This window comes from Polynucleobacter tropicus, assembly GCF_013307225.1.
GTDB lineage: Bacteria > Pseudomonadota > Gammaproteobacteria > Burkholderiales > Burkholderiaceae > Polynucleobacter > Polynucleobacter tropicus.
On the sequence record NZ_CP028942.1, the window covers coordinates 1,572,804 to 1,592,624 of the forward strand.

The following is a 19,821-nucleotide window of genomic DNA, read 5'->3' on the forward strand; positions in this document are numbered from 1 at the left end:
CCTTAATTAGCAGAGGAGACTCAAGATGAAAACCATGAGATGCCCCCGAGTAAACGAAGATGTTCGTGTTGACATTACTGAGGCCAATTGCATTTCTGTACATGGATGCTTTGATGATGACTCTTGCCCGTTAGATGGTTGCTTTTCGAAACAAAAAATGGGCAAGCGTGACAATGAAAGTTACAACATTTCTGAAAGTAATTGTAAATTTGGCGATATGGCTTAATTTAGAGAGCTCGCAAGCCCAATCCCCCTCTTAAGAATTCTTGGGCATGAATCCAAGTCTTTGCGTATTTCTTGGGTTTTTTTCTCAATAAATTGATCTACAAGCTTTAAGTTCATTTCTTGAACTTTTGTTAATTCTTTAATCTCAGCTTCAGAAAAGGGGCTATGCTTCAGCCTTTCCTCTACTACAAATTTAGGAAGAGCAAATAGTCTTCGACTTCCCTCAACCTTAATCAAACGATCATAAGATAAAGCTAATGTTAATAATTCATTCTTTCTGATGGATCCGGACACACACCCCAGATAGCCATCACCAAAGTGCTGAATTAATAAATGGTCTGACTCAATTTCTCTTGGCAAGGCCAGCATAATTGCCGACTGTTGAAATTGCTGTATCCAGCAGAATTTTAATAACTCTAATGTATTGAAATTTTTAATGGACTTGCGCGAGCAAAAAGCATTGTCACAAAAATAGTGGGGAACAGCTTGCACTGGCAATCCATAAAGCGATAGCACCTCACTTTCAACACGGTGCTTGCGATACTCTAGTTCTGCTTGAAAAAATAGGTACATTTACACCCCCGCTAGTCGTGTAAATGTACTCCTTGCAACTGCCTAGATATTGATATAGCTCAAACTTATTGGGAAATGTTTGGCTTTATTGCTGAGCCTTGACTGAGGCATCCTCTATCAAAACGCTATAACTGTAGCCATGTCCAAAATCTTTATTGGTTCGGACAATCCCTTTAACAATAACTACCGAACCTACTTTTGCCTGGTCTTTACTGGTAACAACCAAATCATTATTTTTATTTGCCACCGAACCAGAACCATCGCGTAAATGAATCCAATTCTTACTCATTATTTCTGGACTGAATTTGACAACCTTAGCCCTCACTACAACAGGCTTATCTTTTAGGGCTGAGGCTTGATCAACAACTTCAGCCACAGTGTATGCATTTTGGCCGGGTGCCTTGCCTACATTAATATCACCCAAATCTACTGTACTCATTACAGACCCATGCGGGGAACTCCCATGGGGATTCGCTGTAGTGGCATCAACAGCATAGGATAAGCCAAAAAATCCTAGCAAGATCGCAAAAAGTAGTGTTTTCATATTGATTTATAGATTAATAAGGTTTGAATTTTCTTATATTAATCTTTTTATTCAATCAATAGAATTATTCATAGGCAAAAAGCAATTAAGCCACCCGAAGGTAGCTTAATTAACTTAGGGCAAATAACTGCACCCTCAGCCTGAAAGGCTTATCACTTTTTCTTACTCTTTCTTTGCGGCTTCAATTGCGATCAAGATCGTTACATCATCACCGACGTAAGGCGCATACTTGCCCATATTAAATTCGGTACGCTTTACTTTTGTCTCAGCATTAGCACCGCAATAATCAACGCCAGTCATAGGGTGCTTTTTGCAATCAAGGTTGGTAATCTTCAGCGTTACAGGCTTGCTAACACCCTTTAAAGTCAAAGTACCTTTGAGGGCCACAGGCTTATTACCCTTAAAAATCATGTCATTCGATTGAAAAGTGGCTGTTGGGAATTCGGTTGTTGACAAAAAGTCTTCGCCTTGAATATGACCGTTGAACAGAGTAGACCCAGTATCAACTGACTTAGCGTCAATCGTAATATCAGCACTTCCTTTTTTAGCGGCTTGGTCAATCGTCACAGTTCCTGTAACTGTATTAAAACGGCTTGTCTGATTTGAAAAGCCTAAGTGGTTGTACTCAAACTGAGCAAATGTGTGATTTGCATCCGCCGTGTAAGTAGCTGGCGCTGCAACAGCCGCAGTAACTACACCAATAGTTGCAAATAATGCGATTAGTAATTTTGATTTCATATATTTCTCCGTGATAAAAAATGATTTAACTAAAAATTGCTGAATACTACTTAATAACTTCCTTAATAACTTGTTTCGCTATTCCTTGTTATTTCTTGCCATTCCTTGCTATTTTTGATTGAGCACCAAATGCACGGTGACAGGAACTTCGTTGGCTACAGCTGACGTATCTGACCAATTTCCAGAGCCAAGTCCGAAGTCAAGTCGTAGCAACTGAAAACTAGCATCGAATACAGCCTGCTTACCCTGCACCTGATACTTAGCGGATATCACCAATGGCACTGCCTTACCCTTCATCGCCAAGGAACCACGTATTTCAAGGTTATTTGGACTGATCACTTTGACTGAATCAGCGACAAAATTAGCAGTTGGAAAGACCTTGGTATTAAACCAATCCTTGCCTTTCGCCTCTCTCTGCAGTTCCTCTCCACCAGCGTTAAAACTTGCAAGATCAATTACGAGATTTGCTTTAGATTTTTCGGGTTCATCGGAGTTGAATGATATTTTTCCCGAGAATTTACCGAAGCCACCAGATAACTTAGAACCCATTAGCTTGCTGGTAAAGGCAATTTTACTTTTAGCAACATCAATTCCTGAGTACTCGGCGGCGCTCAATGAACTAGATAAAGCTATTGTTGCCGCGAATACGACGCCATTGATCAATATTAACAATTTATTTTTCATTTTTTGAACCACCAAATAACATGCGACTCAATAAGCCATCCTTATCAATCCATTGATGCTTTAATGCAGCCGCAATATGCAATCCAACCAACAGCATCAAACCATTTGCTAAAAACTCATGAATTTCTTTTAGAAGATGTCCAAGCGCCTTATCTTTTTCAACAAGATCAGGCAATTCAAATAAGCCAAAATAATTCACGGTATAACCCTTGGCAGAGCTCATTAACCACCCAACAACTGGAACGATCAGCATCAATACATATAGACCCCAATGCGTTAAATGCATTCCCTTTTCCTGCCATACTGGCATTTTGATTGCCAAGGGCGGCACAGGGTGGGTGGCTCGCCAAACCAGCCGCACCAATACCAAGAAGAAAACGGTTACTCCCAGCCATTTATGCCAACTCAGTCCTGTAATACGAGTTGGACTAAGCGGCATATCATCAATTGCTATTGCGATAGACCAAGCAAGGAATATGAGCAAGGCCATCACCCAATGCAAAATGATCGCGACACTAGAGTACCGTTTTTGCATCTTAGCCACGCAGTTGCTGGGTTATTTTTGCAATACGTTCACCATACAAACGAGCAGTTTCTAAATCACCAGCATTCACTTCATCCGCACCTGCATCCGACGGTGTTTGCATCATGGCGCCCGCGAATGAACCAACGTAGTTCACATCATCACGCTTCGCTGCTTTTGAGTTTGATGGCATTAAACCAGTGCCAACCCACAAACCAGAATGTTGCATCGCCAAGGTGAAGAAATAGTGCAAAGTTGAATGCTTATCGCCATTCATGGTTGCAGAGTTTGTGAAACCACCAAATACCTTATCCTTCCATTGCTGTGAGAACCATGGCTTAGAAGTTGCATCGGCGAATTTTTTGAACTGCCAACTGACCGTTCCCATATAAGTAGGCGAACCAAACACAATTGCATCAGCCTCATTTAATTCAGCCCACTGCGCTTCGGAAATATTTCCATCCGCATCAATTGCCACCAATGAGCCATTCGCTCCCTTGGCAATAGCCTCTGCCTGCTTAACAGTATGGCCATATCCACTGTGGAACACCACAACGACTTTACTCATCTTGATCTCCTTCTTCCTTTGTTTGATTAAATAAATTAAAAAATCTCTTCTAACGATTTAAGTGATGCCCGTAAAGATTCCAACTTCTCGACATTCAACTTCCGAAATGCGCCTTCTAGATGCTTTAAATGCGCAGGAAATACTTGCTCAAATAATTTCTGACCTTCTATAGTTAATCCAATCATCTGACTACGAGCATCTTCTGGATTTAACTTGCGCTCCAAAATACCCTTTGATTCCAGCCTTTCCAAAACACCTGTTAGAGTTCCCTTAGTAACCAAGGTTTTTTCTCCTAACTCTTTACAAGTCATTGGCGGTTGATTGCCCAATGTCGCAATCACATCAAACTGGGTCATGGTTAAGCCCATAGATCGAAGATCTGGCGCTGAATACCGCTCAAAAGCTTGATAGGCAGATACCAAATTTCTCAAAACGGGCAAAAAGTTCGTTTGCATTGGATAAACATTAAAAAGTACTAACTAGGACTAGTTTAGTACTAATTAGAACTAATTGCAATACCCCCCTATTCCCAAATAAAAAACCCCACAATTTATGTGGGGTTAGAGGTTTTGGGCATATAAAGCATCAAAACTGGACTGTTTCTCCCTCGATCATGGGAATGATTTTGATGTTACTTCCCTTCATCGCAGCCTGGAACTCAGCCAAGGTACCTTTTGCAATTGGATTGGAGTTGTAGTGCATTGGGATCACCATTTTTGGCTTCACCCAAGTTTTTAAAGCATAGGCTGCATCATCTGGGGCCATTGTGAAATTACCGCCAATCGGAATCAATACCAAGTCTGGTTTGTAATGTTCGCTGATAAATTTCATATCGCTAAATAAGCCGGTATCACCCATGTGCCAAATCTTGAATCCATTTTCCAATTCAATGATGTAGCCTACTGGCTCGCCAGCAGGGTGGGATTCCAATTTGTCAGTGGCTGGATTTTTCCAAACCAATAAAGAAGAATGTTCAGCTTGCACTGCGGTTACTTTTACACCCGGTAATGGAGTAACACGTCCAGTCTTATTAAAGCGCCAACCCAAATCCGCAGGGAGTATTCCTAAAGTAATGAGTGGTGTCACCATATCAGCTGGGCCATATAGTTTGACGTTATTCGATTTCGCAACAGCTGGTGCATCGCCAATATGATCCACGTGCGCATGCGTTACCAACACCGCATCTATCGGCCCAATTGCAGCAAGATCATTCTTATACTGCGGCGGTGTTTTTGGTCCGCCAGTAATCCATGGGTCAATCAAGATCATCTTGCCCTCAGGGGTTTTAATCCGAAAGCCTGCTTGACCAAACCATAACAGCTCTGTTTTGCCTTGTGCGCTAGGAGCACTCTGAGCAATTGCAGATTGTCCAGCGTTTAACAACAAAGGCATTGCTAAAGCAGCAGCAAAGAGTTTTTTAAGTGAATGCATTCCCATCAACTTGTCTCCCAATCTATTTATGAATAAGAAAACTATATCTCATATCAGAGATATCAGTTTGATGGATTTGTACGGCACCGCAACAATATTGAAATACTTTATCCAATCAGTGCCGCATTGATTTATTTCCAAAAAATATTGAGCTTTTGAGAAGAGCCCGCTTTTACTGCCAAAGCGCGCTTTTGCTCTACGCCCTGATAAGTTGCAAGAATTTGATAATCGCCTGGAGTGAGATTAATCAACATATATGGGCCGTCTGCTTGCGCATTAAATATCACTTTTTGCTGCTCATTGATTAGCTTAATTTGCACCCCAAATATCCACACTCCCCTACCATTCTCAAGTTGAGAAAGCTCTAGTAATACAGGCCACTGCTTTGCCTCAGCCAATATGGCTTCACTTTCACCATCGCCAACACCACCGCTAATGAAGGCAATCCCTTCGGAATGCTGAGTATCTGGAATTTGCGCAAAGACAAAACCAGAAACAATAAGAAAGAGGCCGGCAATTGCGTGCTTAAGAAATGTATTCATTTTTTAATGTTACCGCTAGCCCACAAAATAAAAAAGCCCTGCTAGGCAGGGCTTGAATTTAAGAACATCAATACACTTAAGGGATCATCACGATTGCACCAAACACTTTTCTACCCTCAGCGGCACGGTGCGCATCCGCAGCCTGCTCCAGAGGGAATTTCGCACCAATTTGAACTTTGACGTGTCCTTTAGAAATCGCATCAAATACTGCCTTCGCATTTTCTTGAAGCAAAGCATGCGTTGCATTGTGCGGAAAAACAGACGGTCTAGTTAAGAACAAACAACCCTTCTTATTCAAAATCTCTGGCTGAATTTCAGGAGCGGGACCAGAGGCCGCACCAAAGAGTGCAACAGTACCAAAAGGCGCAGCGCATTCTAAAGAACCCAAGAATGTATCTTTAGCAACAGAGTCATAAACCACATTAGCCTTCTTGCCGCCCGTTGCCTTTATAACTTCCTCAACCCAGTTTGGATTGGAGTAATCCACCACCGCATCGCAACCCGCAGCTTTTGCTGCCGCCACTTTTGCTTGCGAACCAACCGTACCAACCACAAAAGCGCCCAATGCTTTTGCCCAACCCGCCAATATTTGACCAACACCGCCAGCAGCTGCATGCACCAAAACAATATCGCCGGCCTTTACTTTGTAAGTCTTTTGCACCAAATATTGCGCTGTCATTGCCTTAAAGAAAACTGCAGCAGCAACTTCATCGGAAATATTGCTAGGTACAGGCACCACCTTATCGGCCGCAACATTGCGTGCACTTGCATATGCGCCGATACCAGCGTTCATATACATAACGCGATCACCTACTTTGAGACCGGTCACACCATCGCCCAATGCTTCTACTACGCCCACAGCCTCATGACCCAAGCCTGTTGGCAAATCCAATGGGTAAACCCCTGATCGTTGATAGACATCGATGAAGTTAAAGCCAATCGCTGTTTGTCGCAATTGCACTTCACCTTTAGCTGGCGGAGGCAATTCTTTATCAATCAATTTGATTACGTCTGCACTGCCTAGCTTATCTAAGCTCACTACTCGCGCTTTGGTCACGTGTCACCTATTTATATTTGTTATGAGAAAAAATATCATACCCCAAAAGACGTTCTTGAGCAGGGGCCGCAAAGCACCGCTAGAATGAATCAAACCCTCGACTGACAACCTTTGAAAGCTTATTACTCTGACCACTTTGTTTTACCTCTTCCGCCGGGGCATCGCTTCCCGATGGAAAAATATTCTCGCTTGCGTGATTTGGTTGGTGAACTACCCAATCTTTTTCTAATCGAAGCTCCCGCTGCAAGCGATACGCAATTACTTTACGCCCATGACCCAAGCTATCTATTAAGGGTAGTAAATGGGAGTTTGAGCGAAGCCGAGCAAAAAGAAATTGGTTTCCCGTGGAGTGAAAAAATGGTGGAGCGCTCTAGACGTTCCGCAGGCGCAACTATTGCCGCGGCAAAAACAGCCATGCAAGAAGGGATCTCAGGAAATCTTGCTGGCGGCACACATCATGCTTATCGCAATCGTGGCAGCGGGTTCTGCGTTTTTAATGATGCGGCGGTTGCTGCACGCACCCTCCAGAAAGAAATCAACTCCAAACTTAAGATTGCAATTATTGATCTCGATGTTCATCAAGGCAATGGGACTGCATCGATACTTCAACATGATTCCTCAATATTCACTTTGTCTATGCATGGGGAAAATAACTTCCCATTCCAAAAAGAAGTAAGTGATTTAGATTACGGTCTTCAAGATGGCTGTGATGACCAAACTTATTTGCAGACTCTCAACGAATGTCTTGATCAATTAGATAGTCGATTTAAACCTGACTTTGTCATTTACCTTGCAGGCGCTGATCCTCATGAGGATGACCGCCTCGGTAGACTAAAAATCACTAAAGAAGGAATGCGATTAAGGGATGAGACCGTATTTCAATATGGCCTTGACCAAAACATCCCCATCGCATTTTCAATGGCAGGTGGTTATGGCAAAGAAATTGCCTCTACCGTCGAGATTCACTTTCAAACCATTCAAACCGCCCTGCAGTTTCAGATGCGGTATTGATGCCAACCTTAATCTTTACTCTGCTTCTTCTTTGAAGAACCTTTAGGGGCAGATAAGTTAGTTACGCTCTCGACACTTTTTTCAAAATTAGCAAAAGAGTCTGCCATTGCAGCTCGCACTAATTCAAAGTTTTGTAGCGCATTATTAAAAGAGGTCTTAAAGACTGAAACATAAGCCTCGCTCCCAGCGGGTGCGTTATTGGTAGCATCATTTACAAAGTGAATAAGATCAGCCTTTGAATCCTGAATCATCTCTTCAGCGATTTCAGACAACTCTTTATTCCCGCTTCTAAGGACATCCAGTAGCTGCTGATGATAGTGAGCCACTTCTTTGGCAGCATCTTGCAAAACCTCGGCATGAACATAATCAAATGCCGTTTTTGGGTCTTGCGTTTTCATCAGATCAGAAACACGCTTTTGAATTAACTCTGCGAATTCTTGGGCTGCCTTTTGATTGATACTGGCAATTGCTTGCGCACTTTCCATGGCAACACGGCTAACCGCCTTGCTTGCATCAATTGCCTTTTGTGGACTTTTACTCATGACCCCTCCATTAGAGATATTGGTAAATACCAATCTACTCCGGTTTTAGGGTGTTGCTATAGAGGAATACCAGTAGAGCCCAGATTCACCAGGCTCCATCTGCGTTAAACACCTATTTTGATGTTGTAGAACCTGATGCTGCTTTCTTGGGCATGCTGTTGAGTGTAGCAGCGTCGTTCAATTGTTGATCTACTAAATAAAGCGCACCACCGTAGTTCGCCTGCAAGTCGTAGCCAGATAAGCCCACTGTATAAATAGTGATATTGGGATTAAATGAGCGAATTGTTCCACCAGATCCTGCGGAGAAATTGGCATCTACATCAATTCCGCCTTGTTGACCATCTATCGTGGACAGCAAGAATTGGTCAATAGCCGAAGCTGTTTTGAAAATGACAATTTGATATTGTTTTTGGTATCCAGCACCCAAGCCTTCGCCTGTTTTAACGTCTTGCATAAACACAGGCTCTTTGCGGCGCTTGTCATATAGAACGCCTTCACCACGCGCCACAACTACTAAAACAATATTGATATTTGTGGCATTGAAAACTGCATAACCAGCCGCCGCATCAATCTCTTTCTTGGCTGCTGGATTTTGCTTAAGCAGAGCATCTAAACCCGTTTGCGCCATCTTCAAGGTTGCTTCTCGCTTCTGCATGATCTCTTGTTGAGTCAGAGGTTTGCCATCTTGACCCGTGGATTGGCAGCCCGAAAGAATCAAGGCAGCAACTGCGATTAAGGAAATTGGCTTTAGTAGCTTGTGAAATAGGATGCGCATATTCAGATTCGGGTCGTAATTAAGGAAATTGGGCTTTGCCGCAATTATCCACTCTTTTAGAGGCCTATTTGAGCTATCTCCTAGGGCTTTTCTATTATCTAATAAATCGATTATTTATATCAATATTATTCATTATACAAATATCAAGATAGTGCCTAGAATGGACTCCGTTGTCATAGTTTTCACGAATCATTTAGTTAAAAAAGGAAAAGGAGCACCATGTCTATTATCAATACAGCCGTACAACCATTTAAAACCGAAGCATTCCACAATGGCAAGTTTGTAACTATTACTGACGAGACCCTCAAGGGTAAGTGGTCAGTTCTCATTTTCATGCCAGCAGCATTTACATTTAACTGCCCAACTGAAATTGAAGACGCAGCTGAGAACTATGCTGAGTTCCAAAAATTAGGCGCTGAAGTGTATATCGTTACAACTGATACTCACTTCTCACACAAAGTTTGGCACGAGACATCTCCTGCTGTTGGCAAAGCGAAGTTCCCGCTCGTTGGTGACCCAACACATACATTGACAAATGCTTTTGGCGTACACATTCCTGAAGCAGGTTTGGCATTGCGTGGCACATTCATCATCAACCCAGAAGGCGTGATCAAGACAGCTGAGATTCACTCTAATGAAATCGCTCGCGATGTTTCTGAAACATTGCGTAAGCTCAAAGCTGCTCAATACACAGCCGCCCACCCAGGTGAAGTATGCCCAGCTAAATGGAAAGAAGGCGCAGCTACTTTGACTCCTTCTTTGGACCTCGTAGGCAAGATCTAATTAATCATCCCTAGCCAATCAGACTCTCACCGGAGAGTCTATTGGAGAGGACAAGATCCTGCCCAATGGACTCACTGAAATTTATACAAAGGATGTCACCATGTTAGATAACAACATTAAGACCCAATTAAAAGCTTATTTTGAAAAGATTGTTTCACCAATCACGCTAACTGCATCTCTTGATGACGGCGAAACTTCCGCTCAAATGCGCGAGCTATTAAATGAAGTGGCTGAGCAATCAGACAAGATCACCGTTGAAACCAATGGTAGTGATAAACACGTACCTAGCTTTACCGTAAGCAAAACTGGCGAAGAAGCTCGTATTCGTTTTGCAGGCCTACCAATGGGTCATGAAATGACATCATTTATTTTGGCGATCTTGCAAGCCAGCGGTTACCCACCAAAAGTTGAAGAAGATATATTGGTTCGCATTCGCAAATTGGATGGCAAGTTCCGTTTCCAAACATTTATCTCTTTGTCATGCCATAACTGCCCGGACGTAGTTCAGGCACTCAATTTGATGGCTGCGCTCAACCCCAATATCGAACATGAAATGATCGATGGCGCCCTCTTCCAGCCATTGGTTGATCAATATCAAATCATGGCTGTTCCAACCGTAATCTTGAATGGCGAAGTATTTGGTCAAGGCCGCATGGGTGCGGAAGAGATCATTGCCAAACTCGATACTGGTAGCGCCGAAGAAGAAGCAGCCAAACTCAATGCCAAGGGTGATTTTGATGTTTTAGTTATTGGCGGTGGCCCCGCTGGATCGGCAGCGGCAATTTATGCCGCCCGCAAAGGTATCCGCACTGGTATTGTTGCTGAGCGTTTTGGCGGCCAAGTGATGGATACCTTGGGTATTGAGAACTTCATTTCCGTTTCTCATACAGAAGGCCCAAAGCTCGTTCAAGCTTTAGAGCAACACGTCAAAGACTACGAAGTAGATATCATGAATCTGCAGCGCGCTAATGCTTTACGCAAAACCAATGCAGGCATTGAAGTGGAAATGGCCAACGGTGCAGTTCTGAAAAGCAAGTCCGTCATCATCAGCACGGGCGCACGTTGGAGGGAAATGAATGTTCCAGGCGAGCAAGAGTATCGCAATAAAGGCGTAGCTTACTGCCCTCACTGCGATGGTCCTTTATTTAAAGGTAAGCGTGTTGCCGTCATTGGCGGCGGCAATTCAGGGGTGGAGGCTGCAATTGACTTAGCAGGTATCGTAAGTCACGTTACCTTGATTGAGTTTGATAGTCAATTACGAGCTGATGCCGTATTGCAAACCAAATTGTTCAGCCTGCCTAATGTGACTGTGATTAAGAGTGCTCTGACCAAAGAGGTATTAGGTGATGGCAGCAAGGTTAACGGCTTGCGTTATCAAGATCGCACCAACAATGCAGAACATACGATTGAGCTAGAAGGCATCTTTGTGCAAATTGGTTTACTACCAAATACCGAATGGCTCAAAGGCACGATAGATCTATCCCCACGCGGAGAGATTATTGTGGATGCCAAAGGTGAAACTTCCGTGCCCGGAATATTTGCTGCAGGAGATTGCACTACTGTTCCATACAAGCAAATCATCATTGCCATGGGCGAAGGTGCAAAAGCTTCACTAGGTGCGTTTGATTACCTCATTCGTCACTCAGTCAGCAAAGAGGAGCCAGCCCTGGTTGCAGCTTAATAAGGGTTGGGCAAATAAAAATCCCCAGAGTAATTTCTGGGGATTTTTATTTTTTACATTGAAATGTAACTATTAGCGCTTATAAAAGCTTAGGGTGACCTCACCCAATTCAATGCCAAATTTACTCATCTTGGCTTTATTGATCATTACCTTTGAGTTCATGAGATACATCCAGTCATCGAACTGAACATGATAGATCGTGCCATCTACTGGTAATGCCAGCGTATAAGCCCAATTGAGTGCATTGCCAGCCGCAACGCCATTGGCATCACCCACCACATCATCAGCCCTACCAACATACTTGCCTGGTGAAACTTCAGTAATTACCCAAATACGCTTTTGTTTAGTGCCATCTGAGTATTCAAAACTCTCATCTAAAGTGCCTACTTTTTTACCATCTGCTACTTTCCAGCTAGCCTGCATTAGCACAGTAAAACGCTTGACCACTTCGCCACTTCGATTCGTGAAGATGCCATATGCATCAATGGTGCCATTGAAATACTCACTTAAATCAAGGGTCGGCTTTTCATTGGCATATTGTGAAACCTGTGGGCCTGCGCAACCTAACAAAAAAAGCGTAGATAAGGTAATAGCTAAAAATCTTTTTGCTAAATTTTTCATTGCTTACAGGTTTCCTCTAATAAAGGTGGTGGGCAATGTTGGCCCAATAATTGATCGCGTAATTTTGGCGCAGTAGTTTTTGAATCCAGCCATATACCAAAGAATGCCTTTGAAAAATCCGCACCAGCAATTTGCGCAAGTGGCTTGCCATCAAAATAAAAAGTGGTTCCCTGTTTGGGGTTATAGATTGCGGTCAAACTTTGGCCTGGCTCTACGTTTGGCAAAAATGTCGCTAATTGCTTTCCCCAAATCTGGGCTTGGGTATCAGGTACACCTAACTTCTTCATCTCCTCCGCAGAACGATTCGCAATCGCTAATCCACTTAATGACTTGTGATATTGAAGATCTAAGGCAAATTCAGATGAATTAAAAGAGCCTGCTCGATAAAAGTTTGCATCGTAAATATGTAAGCCCCACCAAGTTAGCTTGCCACTACCCTGAAGTTTTGCTGGATTGAGTGCTTGGTCAATGTAAACCAAATCACGAGCGAAACTTATGGGGGCAGTTCCATAAACTATAAGCAGTAATGTAGCTAAAAATAACTTTGCAAAATATCTCATTATTTTTTCTGCACCAAACGTAAAGCAAAAGGTCCAATAGCATTGGAAATCGCATGCCGATTTTTGGCAAAGACTTGATAAGAAAATCTCAGAAGTGGCTGCAGAGCTTTTCGGGAGAAAAGCCAGGCTAAAAAAAGAAGATTGGCTCTTCTGTAAGCCTCGGGAAATACCGCTGCACTATGAATCAAAGAGCCATCAGCATACTGCGCATACATTGCTGCTAAAGCTTGCTCACAAGAAATTCCCAGTTTGGCAGCATCATACTTTTCAGAGTTGACATCTACAAAATCAAGCAGACCCTGCTGATTACGCCTTGATAGAAATAAGATTTCCGCCTGACACAAAGGACATGTGCCATCGTAAAACAAGGTAAGTTTTTGTAAATTGCTGACCATTGAGCAAGTGTAAGACTTATTGAATAAACTGGCAGAGCATCAATTTATTTAATAAAACTTTGCAAATTCTATCCAAACCCTTTCGCGCATTAGTCATCGGCTCCTCCGGAACCATTGGATCGGCATTTGTTGATCTTCTGCAAAATAACCCCTCTTGTATAGGGGTTGCAGGCATTCACCGTAAATCTATACCTGCCATTGATTACCTTGATCCCAGCACTATTCAAACTTGCACAAGCGCACTGACCCAACAAGGACCTTATCAACTCATTATTAATACGATCGGGGTTTTACATACAGACCACTGGATGCCTGAAAAACGTTTGGATGATCTCAATTCTGAACAGCTCATTGAGCTAATGCAAATAAACGCTATTGGGCCCGGATTAACCATTCGTCATTTCCTACCCCTACTAGATCCAACAGGGAGTTTGATGGTGACGCTTTCCGCAAAAGTGGGCAGCATTGAAGATAACCGTCTTGGAGGTTGGTATAGCTATCGCAGCTCTAAAGCAGCATTGAATATGCTCATCAAGACAACTTCGATTGAGCTTGCAAGAACTAAACCTAACATCACCCTTATCGCGATGCATCCTGGCACTGTGAACTCTAGGTTATCCAAACCTTTTAAAGGGCAACAAATCGGTAGGCCTGCAATTGATGCTTGCACCGATATGCTCAATGTCATGAAAACCATTGAGCCGAAAGATTCTGGCAGCTTTATTTCTTATTCCGGAGAAAGATTACCCTGGTAATAGCAATCTAGGTTTGAGTTTTACCAGAGCGCCTGCGACAGGCATCTGAGCAGTATTTAATTGACTCCCAATTTTTCTCCCATGACTTTCGCCAAGTCATTTCTCTTTTGCAAATAACACAAATCTTGCTTGGCAAAAAGGATTTATTTCCTTTGAAAGAGGATTTCATAGCTCTTACAAATTATTGAGATTGTTTAATACCTGTTGGGCATGCTGGACTATCGCAGCTTGATCATCATCGCTAATCTTCTTTAGATTTGCAGTCATTAATCTTGTGCGCGGATTACTGTCAAATTGCTGACGATGTTTAATTAAGAAATTCCAGTACAAAGTTGTTACAGGACATGCATTCTCGCCAAATCGTACATCTGATTTGTATTGGCAACCACCGCAATAGTTACTCATCCTCTTAATGTAGGCTCCGCTAGCAATATAGGGCTTGCTGGTAAAACGGCCGCCATTGGCAAATAGGGCCATGCCAGCAGTATTAGGCAATTCAACCCATTCAATCGCATCTACATAAACCGCTAAGTACCAATCGCATACGGCTGAAGGTAATATTTCTGCCAAAAGCGCAAAGTTACCAGTCACCATTAAGCGCTGAATGTGGTGAGCATATCCATATTTAAGTGTCTGACCCACGGCATCTTGCATACAACGCATTTTGGTTTTGCCAGTCCAATACCAGTCGGGCAAAGCGCGTTGATGATCATAGAAATTGTCTGTAGCCATCTTTGGCATATCGAGGTAATACATTCCCCGAACAAATTCACGCCAGCCTAATATTTGACGAATAAATCCTTCGATTGTCGATAAATCAAGCGAATATTTTTTCCATGCATCTAAGACAGCAGAAATAACCTCGCGTGGATTTAATAACTTTAGATTTAATGAGCTAGACAAAATGGAATGCCATCCATACGGCGTATCTGTCCACATAGCATCTTGATAAATACCAAAGTTTCTCAAGCGGTAATCCACAAAATACTGCAGAGCCTCCAATGCTTCATCCCTAGTCACCGGCCAGCGAAAATGCCCCAGTGAGCCAGGGTACCCGGAGTAATGACTCTGGACAAATTGAAGCACCTCTTGGGTTATCGCATCAGGCTCAAACAAAATAGGTGTTTCAATAATTCCAGGCCCTGATTTTGGGTATGGTTTGCGGTTGTCTTGGTCAAAATTCCATTGGCCGCCTTCTGGATTTCCATCCTTATCCAACAGAATATTGTGAGTTTTCCGCATTAATCGATAGAAAAACTCGAGTCGCAATTCTTTCTTATTAGCGGCCCAGTCCCTAAACTCTTGATGACTGCAATAGAAGTGACTATCTTCGCGCATATCAAGTTGCACTTTTGAGTCTTTTGCAAGCTTTTCTATAGCCAGCTTTAAGCGCCACTCGCCAGGCTCAATACAAACAAGATGCCTAATGCCCTTCTCAAGCAATATCTCTTTAAGAGAATCTACTATTGATAATTTGGATTCTTGAACATAGTGCACCGGATAGCCATCAGCTTTTAGTTCTTCTGAAAAATGGCGCATTGCCGATAGAAATAAAGCAATCTTTGCTTTATGTGACCAAACCACTTGAGCCTCAGGAATAGATTCAATCATGATGACTTCATCATTCTGGAAATCAAAATCCCTTAGGGCGGGACTTTGCCTATCCAGTTGATCGCCCAGAATGAGGACTAGTCGTTTAGGCTTACTCATTTATTTTTATATTGAGTTGAGCAATAAGCGCGTTGAACCAATTTACTGCGTAGTGCCACATGCTTTGTGACTCTGCCAGAGACTCGCTCTCTCCATAAATTAAATGAACTTCTCTTAAGTTCTCGACGCATTAATTGAATCACTTGAGGCTCTGCAAATCCAAATGTTGCTCAATAGCTTCAAATGGCGTTCTGTCCTCCCAAGCCATCTCAATGAGGCGAGACAATTCGTCCTTGGAAAGGGCTTTAGGCAGAGCTTTTGGCATCCTGCAAGTTTAAGACTTATTCACTAAACTTGTACTGACCCATTAATTCTGCAATTCAAGATGATTGGCAAAATTCGTCAAAAATTGATTTCGCAAGCCCCTCGAGTAATTTCAAATACTCAGGCAATCATCTGCCCAATATGCGATCGATCAATTCCAGCATCTCAAAAAGATGCTCACCACCTCATCCCGAAATCTAAGGGAGGTAGAACTACAGAATTTCTGCATCGCATCTGCCACAGACAAATACATGCCCTCTTTACAGAAACTGAACTAGCCAACCAATTCAATAATGCGACTGCTTTACAGGACCATCCAGAGATGCAACGATTTATTCAATGGGTAAAAACAAAGCCAGATGCGTTTTATGAGAGAGTTCGCAAAAGTACCCGCATCAAAAACTAAGACGTATTGCGTATTTAGCGTAGACTGGCACAAATTTAATAAAAACTTATATCGAGGCAAATCCAGAAAGACATCATGACTCAATCAAATAATAAAGTTGCCTTAGTTACTGGTGCAGGAGCTGGAATTGGTAGAGCTGCCGCCAAAGCTTTGTTGCAAGGCGGTTACCAAGTCGTACTGACAGGGCGTAATTTAGAAAAGCTACAGAAGGCTATCAGCGATATTGGTGGCAATGAGAATAATTGCTTAGCAGTTGCTTGCGATGTAGGAAATCCTGAGCAAGTAAAAAATTTATTTGCAGCAACCAAAGCAAAGTTTGGTCGCATTGATGTTCTATTTAATAATGCAGGGCTTGGTGCCCCCGCCATTCCTATGGAAGACTTAACATACGAGCAATGGATGAATGTAGTCAACACCAATCTTTGCGGCGCCTTCCTTTGCTCCCAAGAGGCGATTCGCATGATGAAAGCGCAATCACCCCAAGGCGGTAGAATTATTAATAACGGCTCTATTTCTGCGCATGCGCCAAGACCAATGTCGGCCCCTTATACCGCCACGAAGCATGCCATCAGCGGACTTACAAAAACAATCGCTTTAGATGGTCGCCCTTTTAATATTGCATGCGGACAAATCGATATTGGCAACGCTGCCACTGAAATGACTGAGCGCATGGCTGCAGGCATCATACAAGCGGATCAATCCATCAAGGTAGAGCCTCGCATGGATGTAGATCATGTGGGTCAAGCGGTACTCCATATGGCACAACTTCCCTTGGAGTCCAACATCCTCAATATGACCATCATGGCTACAAAAATGCCGTTTGTTGGTCGAGGCTAAGGTTTAAATAACTCGCTAATCTCTATAAGGTTCAGATCGGGGTCACGTACATAGACTGAATTAATCTTTGATATCGCACCTGTCCGTATAACTGGGCCTTCAATAATGGGCCAGTTCTCTTTTGCTAAATGATTGATTACCTCAGTTAGAGGTCGATCTGCTATGAAACACAAATCTAGTGAACCAGGGGTTGGAATATTTGCTTTTGGCTCAAATTCTTTACCCTTGATATGCAAATTAATTTTCTGATTACCAAAGGTAAATGCTTTGCGCTCCACCGGCGGAGTTCCACCTACGAAGGAGTCCAACTTCATACCGAGCACTCGAGTATAAAAATCAATACATGCTGACTCATTAGCAGTAGTTAATACTAAGTGGTCTAAGTGATCAATCATTTAAGCCCTTTATTTTTTGCCATTGCATTTATTGTTTTTAACTTATTTAAGATCATGAATATATTCAGGCGCAGGATGTAAATCACAACTACGCCCCGCTTTGGCAACTTGCCCTGGAACTGAGTGACCCACTATCTGAGGCAACTCTCTTGCAAGATCTAATAATTTAGGAATATTCATGCCTGTGTCATATCCCATAGCATCCAACATATGAATGGCGTCTTCACTAGAGATATTGCCGCTAGCACCAGGCGCATATGGGCAACCACCCAAACCACCCAGAGACCCATCAAACCGAACGATGCCACTCTGCACTGCCGCCAGCACATTGGCCAAACCCATGCCTCTCGTGTTATGAAAGTGCATAGTCAGTTGCAATTGCGGAAATTTCTTCTGCAAAGACTCTGACATTTTTGTAACTTGTGCTGGGTTTGCCATGCCAGTCGTATCACATATTGTTAGACCGCGAACCCCTAGATCCGCAAAGCGTTGGCAGAATTGCTCAACCACCTCTTGTGGAACATCGCCCTCCATAGGGCAGCCAAACGCAGTCGATAAAGAAATATTGATTGGCGTTTTTCCATCCACGTATTTAATTACCTCGGCCAATCCCGCAAAACTTTTCTCACGGGTCATGCGCAAATTTGCGAGATTGTGTGTTTCGGATGTGGACATCACTAGATTAAATTCATCCGCACGGGATTCTAGAGCGCGTTCTGCGCCGCGAAGATTGGGCACCAGCACCGTATATTCAACACCAGGAACTCTGTGTATCTTCCCCATCACCTCTTCGGCATCTCTTAGCATTGGAATGGCTTTAGGAGATGTAAAGGAGGTCACTTCGATTTTTGCGAAACCGCACTGACTCATGGCATCAATTAAGCGCACCTTATCTTCCGTTGGAATAAAGTTCGGCTCAATCTGAAATCCGTCTCTAGTTACTACGTCATTGAAATATATTCTGGTCATGATCTTCTTTTTGTCTTATTGAGTCTTATTGTGTAAAGGCAACGCCACGTTCTTTTAGGGAGGAAATTTGAGAGTCATTCAAACCGATTTCTTTTAGGATTTCATCGGTATTTTGGCCAATTGTTGGCGCAAGCGTCTTAATTGATCCTGGCGTACGTGACAGCTTTGGCAATACGCCAGGCACTTCTAGATTGCTACCGTCCTGCATTTGAATCGTTTGAATATTTTCTCGCGCCCGGTAATGAGGATCATTGGCAATATCCGCAACTGTGTAGATACGTCCTGCGGGGACGGCTGCTGAATCAAGTAATTCAAGTGCCTTATCAGTAGCAATCGCTTTTGCCCACATTCCAATAGCTTGGTCTAGCTCTTGCACTCGCTTTACACGACCATCATTATTTTCTAACTCAGGATCATTACCCAAATCATCGCGCCCAATGAGTTTCATCAAGCGCTTAAAAATACTATCGCCATTACCAGCAACTAAGACATAGCCACCATCGGCGCACTGATATGCATTTGATGGAGCAATACCGGGTAATGCGCTACCAGCTGCCTGTCTAACTTCACCAAAAGCGCTGTACTCAGGCAGCAAGCTTTCCATGCAATTAAATACCGCTTCATATAAAGCCACATCAATCACTTGACCTTTACCACTACGGTGACGCTCTTGCAATGCCAATAAGATTCCGATTACGCCATGCAAAGATGCCAAGGTATCGCCAATGCTAACGCCTACGCGGACCGGAACCCGTCCAGGTTCTGCGGTTAAATGGCGCAAACCACCCATGGCTTCTGCAACAACACCAAAACCAGGCTTGTCTTTATAAGGACCTGTCTGACCATACCCACTGATTCGCAGAATGATGAGTTTTGGATTTAGCTCAAGTAATTTTTCTGGAGCAAGGCCCCAGCCTTCTAATGTTCCAGGACGAAAGTTCTCAATCAAGATATCCGCTTCTGTGGCGAGCTTTCTAACAATGTCTTGCGCATCCGTTTGTCGTAAATCCAATGAGAGCGAACGTTTATTTCTGGATTGCACTTGCCACCAAACAGAAGTGCCATCTTTCAATAGGCGCCATTTACGCAATGCATCACCTACCTTTGGAGGCTCAATCTTTACTACATCCGCACCAAAATCTGCCAACGTCTTTGCGGCAAATGGACCGGCAATCAACTGACCCATCTCAATCACTTTTAACCCTGCAAGCGGCTCCATGCGAGCTCCCTTT

26 protein-coding genes and 1 pseudogene are annotated in these 19,821 nt (G+C 43.1%); 6 read left to right on the forward strand and 21 right to left on the reverse strand.

Features of this window, described 5'->3' with window-relative positions; translation table 11 throughout:
- Positions 1–222: 222 nt before the first annotated feature.
- The 10 genes from DCO17_RS08090 to DCO17_RS08135 all read right to left on the reverse strand — a co-directional run bounded on the left by DCO17_RS08090 (position 223) and on the right by DCO17_RS08135 (position 6,885).
- Positions 223–717 (reverse strand): hypothetical protein, encoded by a 495-nt coding sequence (locus tag DCO17_RS08090; protein ID WP_173956225.1) that lies wholly within the window; start codon positions 715–717, stop codon positions 223–225.
- A gap of 166 nt (positions 718–883) precedes the next feature.
- Positions 884–1,342: a single stranded DNA-binding domain-containing protein gene (locus DCO17_RS08095; RefSeq protein WP_173956226.1), complete on the reverse strand. Its 459-nt coding sequence runs from the start codon at positions 1,340–1,342 to the stop codon at positions 884–886.
- A gap of 162 nt (positions 1,343–1,504) precedes the next feature.
- Positions 1,505–2,080: a YceI family protein gene (locus DCO17_RS08100; RefSeq protein WP_173956227.1), complete on the reverse strand. Its 576-nt coding sequence runs from the start codon at positions 2,078–2,080 to the stop codon at positions 1,505–1,507.
- Between the two features lie 108 nt (positions 2,081–2,188).
- Complete coding sequence (locus DCO17_RS08105; RefSeq protein WP_173956228.1) at positions 2,189–2,764, reverse strand: YceI family protein; 576 nt, start codon at positions 2,762–2,764, stop codon at positions 2,189–2,191.
- On the reverse strand, positions 2,754–3,299 hold the full coding sequence (locus tag DCO17_RS08110) for a cytochrome b (protein WP_173956763.1): 546 nt from the start codon (positions 3,297–3,299) through the stop codon (positions 2,754–2,756). The genes DCO17_RS08105 and DCO17_RS08110 overlap by 11 nt, the downstream gene beginning before the upstream one ends.
- A gap of 1 nt (position 3,300) precedes the next feature.
- Positions 3,301–3,855, reverse strand: a complete 555-nt coding sequence (locus DCO17_RS08115) for a flavodoxin family protein (protein ID WP_173956229.1) — start codon at positions 3,853–3,855, stop codon at positions 3,301–3,303.
- Positions 3,856–3,890: 35 nt separating this feature from the next.
- Positions 3,891–4,310 (reverse strand): MarR family winged helix-turn-helix transcriptional regulator, encoded by a 420-nt coding sequence (locus tag DCO17_RS08120; RefSeq protein ID WP_173956230.1) that lies wholly within the window; start codon positions 4,308–4,310, stop codon positions 3,891–3,893.
- 130 nt (positions 4,311–4,440) lie between these two features.
- Positions 4,441–5,286 (reverse strand): metal-dependent hydrolase, encoded by an 846-nt coding sequence (locus tag DCO17_RS08125; RefSeq protein WP_173956764.1) that lies wholly within the window; start codon positions 5,284–5,286, stop codon positions 4,441–4,443.
- Positions 5,287–5,417: 131 nt separating this feature from the next.
- Positions 5,418–5,828 carry a carboxypeptidase-like regulatory domain-containing protein gene (locus tag DCO17_RS08130; RefSeq protein ID WP_173956231.1) on the reverse strand — a complete coding sequence of 137 codons (411 nt, stop codon included), beginning with the start codon at positions 5,826–5,828 and terminating at the stop codon, positions 5,418–5,420.
- 76 nt (positions 5,829–5,904) lie between these two features.
- Positions 5,905–6,885 (reverse strand): quinone oxidoreductase family protein, encoded by a 981-nt coding sequence (locus DCO17_RS08135; RefSeq protein ID WP_173956232.1) that lies wholly within the window; start codon positions 6,883–6,885, stop codon positions 5,905–5,907.
- A 111-nt stretch (positions 6,886–6,996) separates the two neighbouring features.
- Here DCO17_RS08135 and DCO17_RS08140 point away from each other — a divergent pair, with 111 nt between their 5' ends.
- Entirely contained in the window at positions 6,997–7,896 is a 900-nt protein-coding gene (locus DCO17_RS08140) for a histone deacetylase family protein (protein ID WP_217425415.1), read from the forward strand.
- Positions 7,897–7,904: 8 nt separating this feature from the next.
- Here the strand turns inward: DCO17_RS08140 and DCO17_RS08145 are convergent, their stop codons facing one another.
- Entirely contained in the window at positions 7,905–8,438 is a 534-nt protein-coding gene (locus DCO17_RS08145) for a phasin family protein (protein WP_173956234.1), read from the reverse strand.
- 112 nt (positions 8,439–8,550) lie between these two features.
- A complete protein-coding gene (locus tag DCO17_RS08150) occupies positions 8,551–9,213 on the reverse strand; it encodes a lipid-binding SYLF domain-containing protein (protein WP_173956235.1) in 663 nt (220 codons plus the stop codon).
- Between the two features lie 219 nt (positions 9,214–9,432).
- Between DCO17_RS08150 and ahpC the strand changes: the two genes are divergently transcribed.
- Positions 9,433–9,996: an alkyl hydroperoxide reductase subunit C gene (gene ahpC / locus DCO17_RS08155; RefSeq protein ID WP_173956236.1), complete on the forward strand. Its 564-nt coding sequence runs from the start codon at positions 9,433–9,435 to the stop codon at positions 9,994–9,996.
- 100 nt (positions 9,997–10,096) lie between these two features.
- Positions 10,097–11,677 (forward strand): alkyl hydroperoxide reductase subunit F, encoded by a 1,581-nt coding sequence (ahpF, locus tag DCO17_RS08160; RefSeq protein WP_173956237.1) that lies wholly within the window; start codon positions 10,097–10,099, stop codon positions 11,675–11,677.
- A gap of 72 nt (positions 11,678–11,749) precedes the next feature.
- Here the strand turns inward: ahpF and DCO17_RS08165 are convergent, their stop codons facing one another.
- Genes DCO17_RS08165 through DCO17_RS08175 form a run of 3 tightly spaced genes read right to left on the reverse strand, consistent with a single transcriptional unit; the run spans position 11,750 to position 13,253 of the window.
- Positions 11,750–12,298: a DUF3833 domain-containing protein gene (locus DCO17_RS08165; protein ID WP_173956238.1), complete on the reverse strand. Its 549-nt coding sequence runs from the start codon at positions 12,296–12,298 to the stop codon at positions 11,750–11,752.
- A complete protein-coding gene (locus tag DCO17_RS08170) occupies positions 12,295–12,858 on the reverse strand; it encodes a chalcone isomerase family protein (protein ID WP_173956239.1) in 564 nt (187 codons plus the stop codon). The genes DCO17_RS08165 and DCO17_RS08170 overlap by 4 nt, the downstream gene beginning before the upstream one ends.
- A complete protein-coding gene (locus tag DCO17_RS08175) occupies positions 12,858–13,253 on the reverse strand; it encodes a thiol-disulfide oxidoreductase DCC family protein (protein ID WP_173956240.1) in 396 nt (131 codons plus the stop codon). Before DCO17_RS08175 ends, DCO17_RS08170 begins: the two co-directional genes overlap by 1 nt.
- A gap of 59 nt (positions 13,254–13,312) precedes the next feature.
- On the opposite strand from DCO17_RS08175, the gene DCO17_RS08180 reads away from it, so the two are divergent.
- Positions 13,313–14,008 (forward strand): SDR family NAD(P)-dependent oxidoreductase, encoded by a 696-nt coding sequence (locus DCO17_RS08180; RefSeq protein ID WP_173956241.1) that lies wholly within the window; start codon positions 13,313–13,315, stop codon positions 14,006–14,008.
- A gap of 7 nt (positions 14,009–14,015) precedes the next feature.
- Here DCO17_RS08180 and DCO17_RS08185 read toward each other — a convergent pair whose 3' ends face one another.
- The 3 genes and pseudogenes from DCO17_RS08185 to DCO17_RS10560 form a co-directional block, all read right to left on the reverse strand.
- Positions 14,016–14,177, reverse strand: a complete 162-nt coding sequence (locus DCO17_RS08185) for a DUF2256 domain-containing protein (RefSeq protein ID WP_173956242.1) — start codon at positions 14,175–14,177, stop codon at positions 14,016–14,018.
- A gap of 5 nt (positions 14,178–14,182) precedes the next feature.
- Positions 14,183–15,718 carry a cryptochrome/photolyase family protein gene (locus DCO17_RS08190; protein ID WP_173956243.1) on the reverse strand — a complete coding sequence of 512 codons (1,536 nt, stop codon included), beginning with the start codon at positions 15,716–15,718 and terminating at the stop codon, positions 14,183–14,185.
- Positions 15,715–15,983, reverse strand: a pseudogene (locus DCO17_RS10560) (TIGR03643 family protein). Before DCO17_RS10560 ends, DCO17_RS08190 begins: the two are co-directional and overlap by 4 nt.
- A gap of 60 nt (positions 15,984–16,043) precedes the next feature.
- Between DCO17_RS10560 and DCO17_RS08200 the strand changes: the two are divergent.
- Positions 16,044–16,388 (forward strand): HNH endonuclease, encoded by a 345-nt coding sequence (locus DCO17_RS08200; RefSeq protein WP_173956244.1) that lies wholly within the window; start codon positions 16,044–16,046, stop codon positions 16,386–16,388.
- 75 nt (positions 16,389–16,463) lie between these two features.
- Positions 16,464–17,225 (forward strand): SDR family oxidoreductase, encoded by a 762-nt coding sequence (locus DCO17_RS08205; protein WP_173956245.1) that lies wholly within the window; start codon positions 16,464–16,466, stop codon positions 17,223–17,225.
- Here DCO17_RS08205 and DCO17_RS08210 read toward each other — a convergent pair.
- Genes DCO17_RS08210 through DCO17_RS08220 form a run of 3 tightly spaced genes read right to left on the reverse strand, consistent with a single transcriptional unit; the run spans position 17,222 to position 19,808 of the window.
- Positions 17,222–17,620: a VOC family protein gene (locus DCO17_RS08210; RefSeq protein ID WP_173956246.1), complete on the reverse strand. Its 399-nt coding sequence runs from the start codon at positions 17,618–17,620 to the stop codon at positions 17,222–17,224. The two genes, DCO17_RS08205 and DCO17_RS08210, sit on opposite strands and share 4 nt — an antisense overlap.
- Positions 17,621–17,662: 42 nt before the next feature.
- The gene (locus DCO17_RS08215) at positions 17,663–18,589 is read right to left on the reverse strand and encodes a hydroxymethylglutaryl-CoA lyase (protein WP_173956247.1); all 927 of its coding nucleotides are present in this window, start codon (positions 18,587–18,589) and stop codon (positions 17,663–17,665) included.
- A 25-nt stretch (positions 18,590–18,614) separates the two neighbouring features.
- Positions 18,615–19,808, reverse strand: a complete 1,194-nt coding sequence (locus tag DCO17_RS08220; protein WP_173956248.1) for a CaiB/BaiF CoA transferase family protein — start codon at positions 19,806–19,808, stop codon at positions 18,615–18,617.
- Positions 19,809–19,821: the final 13 nt, after the last annotated feature.